Genomic DNA, 5,114 nt, shown 5'->3' on the forward strand with positions numbered 1-5,114 from the left:
TCCGCGTACTGGGCGTACGCGGACGATCCCGACAACGCGGCGAGGCGCCGTGCCAGGCGTCGCGGGCCAGACGGGACTTTCGAAACACGCCCTAGAAGCACGAGGAACTCGGGAATTCCAGGGAGTGGTGCGTGAGCCGTGAACAGGCGTGGTGGACGAGGGCCCGGCTGGGCCGCTGCGGCCCGCCCCTGGACCTGCTCACCGCCCGATTCGAACGGCACGTCTACGCCCCGCACGCCCACGAGGAGCTCAACGTCGGCGTGTGCGTGGGCGGCTCCGAGGTCATCGACTACCGCGGCGGCCGCCTCCGCCTCGGTCCCGGCTCCATCGTCGTCCTCGCCCCCGGCGAGATGCACACCGGCGGCCCCGGAACCCCCGACGGCGGCTACGCCTACCGCGCGCTCTACGCGCCGGTGTCGCTGCTGACGGACGGCGCCGTCGGCGGTGGCCTCCCGCACTTCCACGAACCCGTCATCGACGACCCCGAACTGGCTGTCGCCCTGGCCCGCGCCCACACGGACCTGGCCGCCTGCCCCGACCCGCTGGAGGTCGAGTCCCGCCTCCCGTGGCTGCTGACGGCCCTCGCCCGCCGTCACTCCACGGTCCGCCCGGTGTGCGACACGATCCCCGGCGCCGAGCGCATCACCCACGCCGTCCGCGACCGTCTCGCCGACGAACTCCTCACCCCGCCCTCCCTCTCCGACCTCGCCGCCGACCTGGGCCTGTCCCGCTACCAACTCCTGCGCGCCTTCCGTACGACGACCGGCATACCGCCCTACGCCTGGCTGGCCCAGTACCGGGTGACCAGGGCGAGAGCCCTGCTGGAGGCCGGCCTGCGCCCGGCCGAGGTGGCCTCCCTGGTCGGCTTCGCGGACCAGGCCCACCTCACCCGCTGGTTCCGCCGCGTCATGGGCGTGACGCCGGCGGCGTACCGCAACAGCGTTCAAGACACCTGACCGGGATCCGGCCGACACTCCCCGCATGACTGCACGCGGCTGGTTCCTGTTCTCCCTGATGGGAGTGGTGTGGGGCATCCCCTACCTCATGATCAAGGTGGCGGTGGACGCCCCGCTGTCACCGTCCATGGTGGTGTTCACGCGCTGCGCCCTGGGCGCCGCCCTCCTGCTCCCCTTCGCGCTGCGCGGCGGCGGCCTGTTCCGCACCGTCCGTGCCCACTGGCTGCCCATGCTGGCCTTCGCGTGCATCGAGATCCTCGTCCCGTGGTTCACGCTCACGGACGCCGAGCGCCATCTGTCCAGCTCGACGGCGGGCCTGCTGATCGCGGGCGTGCCGATCGTCGGCGTCGCCCTGGCCCGCCTCTTCGGCGACACGGAACGCCTGGGCCTCCGGCGGATCACGGGACTGGCCCTCGGCCTGGCGGGCGTCGCCGTCCTCACCGTGCCGCATCTCACCGGCGGCGACGCCCGCTCCCTGGGGGAGGTGTTCCTGACGGTGCTGGGATACGCGACGGCGCCCTTGATCGCGGCACGCCGGCTGAAGGACGTACCGACCCTCCAGCTCACGGCGCCCTGCCTGGCCCTGGCGGCCCTGGTCTACGCGCCCGCGGCGGCAGCGACCTGGCCTGCGCAGATGCCGTCCGCGTCGGTCCTGACCGCCCTCATCGGCCTGGGCGTGATCTGCACGGCGCTCGCCTTCGTCGCCTTCCTGGAACTGATCAAGGAGGCGGGCCCCACCCGCGCGATGGTCTTCACCTACGTCAACCCGGCGGTAGCGGTGGCGGCCGGCGCCCTGTTCCTCGACGAGCCCCTGACCCCGACGATCGTCGCCGCCTTCACCCTGATCCTGGCGGGCTCGGTCCTGGCAACGGCGGCGGGACCGTCGACCGGACCGGCGGGACGGAAGGAGGACCCGCGCCCGGTAACATGGTCGACACGGCAGACGAGCCGGGCGGACGGCCGCGTGGAGTCCCCTTAGGGGCTTCCCGAGGAACGTCCGGGCTCCACAGGGCAGGGTGATGGCTAACGGCCACCCGGGGTGACCCGCGGGACAGTGCCACAGAAAACAGACCGCCGAGGGCTTCGGCCCCCGGTAAGGGTGAAACGGTGGTGTAAGAGACCACCAGTGCCCAGGGCGACCTGGGCAGCTAGGTAAACCCCACCCGGAGCAAGGTCAAAAGGAGCCGCCGTAAAAGGCGCGCTCTGCGCGGACGTTCGAGGGCTGCCCGCCCGAGTCCGCGGGTAGACCGCACGAGGCCGGCGGCAACGCCGGTCCTAGATGGATGGCCGTCGCCGAGGACGTCGCGAGACCCCTCGGTACAGAACCCGGCGTACAGCCCGACTCGTCTGCCGCCACCTGCGGCTTTGCCTTGGAAAGGGCCTCTGACCTGCGTCGGAGGCCCTTTCCGGTCTTTCGGGGGCTTGCCGCGTTACGCGGCGGAAAGTCCCTCTGAAGTCCCTCAGACAGCACTGAAAGTCCCTGAAAAGTCCCTGGAGCGGAGGGGCGGGGGACGCCTCTGACCTGGGCCAGATCATAGTTACGTCGATCTTGGTGTGGGTCTTTGGGATGGTGGCGTGAGGTGGGAAGCGGCCTCCGTTGCAGTATGGGCCCGAAGGCGGCGGTTGCAGGCTCCCAGTTCCGGGTGAACGCCAGCAGCGTTTTGCCGTGCCCAGTAGCCTCGGGCCCATGACCGAAGAGACGATCACCGCGCTGAAGAACTACGACTGGCTCGTTCGGAAAGGAATGGGCACGTACGTACAGCTTTACGGCGAAGTCTCTTCTCCAGCTTCCGCTTCCCTCCGACGCCCCCCCCCCGAGCTCGCTCACGGGAACTGACCAGACTGGCCAGGCTTCTTGACGCTCAGCAGCCCAGCACCGTCTTTACGGATCGGCGCCCGCCCAGCCGGAAGGCTCTGGACGCCGCAAGAGCCGCATACGCACGGACCCGCCATGAGATGGTCGCCCTTCAGGAGGAACTGGACTGGGACGTCTACGCCTCGTATGGACTGCTGTCGGCCGATGAGCGAGCTCGTCTGATTACTTCGCCGGATTGCGAACTCCCCACGCTGAGGCCAGGGGAGCGCGCGTTCGAGATCGTGTGGGCACGCAAGGTCGCCGAAGGGACGGCCTCGCCGTCCTGGCTCGAAGGGCCGTCCTGGTTCGATAGACACGAAGTCACACTGGTCACCGACGTCCCGAACCATTGGCCGGCGGCCTACCGGGACGTCGTACAGGCCAGGATCGATGCCATTGAGTCCCGTCAGGCGATCGCCCTCGTCGAGCGCGCTGAGTACAAGCGGCGGTGGGCGACGGAGCCCTGGGAGAAGAGCGAAGAGCGAGCGCTGCGCACGTGGCTGCTCGACCGTTGCGAGGACGAACGACTGTGGTTCGAGGAGAAGAACGGCGACAGGCGTCCGCGTCCCCGGACGATCGGGCAACTGGCACGGGAACTCGGTGACGATGCCGGGGTCCGTTCCGCAGCCGCGCTCTACGCGGCCGACCACCTGGGGCGGCGGGAGGGCACGCTCGCAGATGTGCTGGGCGCGATTTTGGACGGTGAGCAGGTCCCGTATGCGGCAGCGTTGAGGTACAAGGAGTCGGGACTGCGTAAGCGCGCGCAGTGGGAGCGGGTGTGGGAGCTTCAGCGCCGCGAGGACGAGACGGGCGAGGCGTTGGGGATCCCCGTTCCGCCCAAGTACGTGAGCGCCGATTTCCAGCGCGCGTCCTACTGGTCGATCCGAGGCAGGCTGGACATTCCCCGCGAACGCTTCATCTCCTACGCTGACGTTGTTGACGAAGGGGGCTGCCTGCTGCTCGGTTGGTCCGGCTGGAGCGAAACCGATCGTGTTCGCGTTCTGCTGGATCTGGTCGGTGGCGTTGGTCGGCAACCAAATCCGAGTGTGTACCGGATTACCTCTCTCCTGGCCGGAGTACAGGAACTGCTCCGTTCCATGCGCCGATGGGAGGTTCAGGAGTATTCAATGGGCAGGCTCGGGCAATTTGAGGTGTTCCAGCGTCACTTCGAAGACCTGCTCAGTGTGTATGGACTAACCACACACGACTTGACTTCCTGGCGGCCGCGTCGCTCCGCGCCCAAGCACCCCTGATGCCCTGTGCGCGCCTGGCCGGATCAGCATCCTCACCTTCCATGACGGCATAAGGTCGCGCCGGGTGGCCATGCCTTGTACTGGCCGACGGGAACGGGGGACCACAGGATGACGGGGGCCGAACGGCACCATCTGGTTGCCGAGTTGATGCGTGCGGCTCGGCTGGAAGTCGCGGCGGAGCTGCGGGGGAGCGTCGCGGTGCGTTCCTGGACCACCTGCGGTCGAAGCTGAGCGAGGAGCACCCCGGTGCCCGTGCGGCCGACGAACTGCTCGCGGGCGCCACCGTGCCGTCGAAGCAGTTGATGTCCGTGGCAGCCCAGGAAGTGCGCGAGCGGCAGCAGTTCGTCCTCCTCGACGAGCAGCAGGTCGCCTACCGCATGGTGCTCAACGCGGTGGAGCGGGCCAAGCGCGCTGACCACAAAGAAGTCGTCATCGTCACCGGCGGCCCCGGTACGGGGAAGAGCGTGATAGCACTCCAACTGCTCGGCGAGCTCTACCGGAGGGGCGTGGCCGCAGTTCACGCCACCGGCTCGCAGTCGTTCACCAAGACGATGCGCAAGGTGGCCGGCTCCCGGAAACGCGAAGTCCAGGATCTCTTCAAGTACTTCAACAGCTTCATGACCACGGAGAAGAACACGCCCAGGGCCCAGATCGACGAGCTCATCGACGTCGCCCACGTACCGGTCTTCTTCCTCGACGAGCACCAGGTGGTGTGTCCCGGTGAGATGGGCACCGTGGGCGAAATCCGTGAGGCCGCGGCCAGACGGGGCATCGACTGCCATGTCGTCCCCCTGGAAAGCCAGTTCCGCTGCGGAGGCAGCGACGCCTACCTGCGCTGGGTTGTCCGGCTTCTCGGTCTGGAGCCCGGCGGGCCGGTCGTGTGGGAGCCCGACGACCGCATGCGGTTGGGGGCCACCCGGTGCGTGCGCGGGTGGCCCTCTTGCAGCACGTGCAACGTGAGGTGGGCCGCCGGGCGAGGTGGCAGCGGAGCTGCCCCTTTTCCCAGCGGCCTCCTCCCGAACCCGTCGTGCGACGTTAACCGCAACGGGC

The 5,114-nt window shown here is 68.8% G+C and carries 2 protein-coding genes, 1 other RNA gene and 2 pseudogenes; all 5 read left to right on the forward strand.

Going from position 1 to position 5,114, the window contains the following annotated elements; genetic code table 11:
• Positions 1-131: 131 nt before the first annotated feature.
• Complete coding sequence (locus tag ACIBTS_RS49125; RefSeq protein ID WP_399328483.1) at positions 132-956, forward strand: helix-turn-helix domain-containing protein; 825 nt, start codon at positions 132-134, stop codon at positions 954-956.
• Between the two features lie 88 nt (positions 957-1,044).
• A pseudogene (locus ACIBTS_RS49130) lies at positions 1,045-1,764 on the forward strand (DMT family transporter); the annotation flags it as partial.
• Between the two features lie 136 nt (positions 1,765-1,900).
• Positions 1,901-2,306, forward strand: an RNA gene (gene rnpB, locus ACIBTS_RS49135) — RNase P RNA component class A.
• Between the two features lie 492 nt (positions 2,307-2,798).
• Complete coding sequence (gene pglX, locus ACIBTS_RS49140; protein ID WP_399328485.1) at positions 2,799-4,064, forward strand: BREX-2 system adenine-specific DNA-methyltransferase PglX; 1,266 nt, start codon at positions 2,799-2,801, stop codon at positions 4,062-4,064.
• A 185-nt stretch (positions 4,065-4,249) separates the two neighbouring features.
• Positions 4,250-4,972, forward strand: a pseudogene (locus ACIBTS_RS49145) (DNA/RNA helicase domain-containing protein); the annotation flags it as partial.
• Positions 4,973-5,114 lie beyond the last annotated feature (142 nt).

It is taken from the genome of Streptomyces sp. NPDC050121 (genome assembly GCF_044460385.1).
GTDB classification, from domain to species: Bacteria; Actinomycetota; Actinomycetes; order Streptomycetales; family Streptomycetaceae; genus Streptomyces; species Streptomyces soliscabiei.